At 62.6% G+C, this 431-nt stretch carries 1 protein-coding gene; it reads left to right on the top strand.

All coding sequences use genetic code 11. From position 1 onward, the window contains the following. Positions 1-20 precede the first annotated feature (20 nt). Positions 21-431, top strand: a 411-nt coding sequence (locus tag EOA29_RS40200) for an aldehyde dehydrogenase family protein (RefSeq protein WP_281061163.1), incomplete at its 3' end; no start/stop codon positions are given.

Raw genomic sequence — 431 nt, 5'->3', positions numbered from 1 at the left:
TGCGCGAATACGAGAACTGGATCGATGGCGCCTGGGCGAAGACCGATCGCAAGGTGGAACGCAAGTCACCGGCCCATGGCGAGCTGCTGGCGAGGTTCGCGCAAAGCGACGAGAACGCCGTCAACGCCGCGATCGAAGCTGCCCGAAGGGCTTTCGATGACCGATCCATATGGTCAGCCATCCCTGGCGCCGAGAGGGCAAAGGCTCTCGGGCGCTGGGTGGATCTGCTGATCCGTGAGATCGACAGGCTGGCCTTGATTGAGGCCGAAGAGGTCGGCAAGCCGATCCGCTTCGCCAAGGCCGAGGTCGAATGGTCGATAGAGCTTGCGCGCTATGCTGCAGCGCTCGCCTGGCAAATCCCCGGAGATCTGGTTTCCAATATCGGGGACGCAAATCTGGGCCTTGTGACCCGTGAACCGCGCGGCGTGATC

It is taken from the genome of Mesorhizobium sp. M1E.F.Ca.ET.063.01.1.1, from assembly GCF_003998155.1.
GTDB lineage: Bacteria > Pseudomonadota > Alphaproteobacteria > Rhizobiales > Rhizobiaceae > Mesorhizobium.
This window is presented reverse-complemented; position numbering and strand designations above follow the sequence as displayed.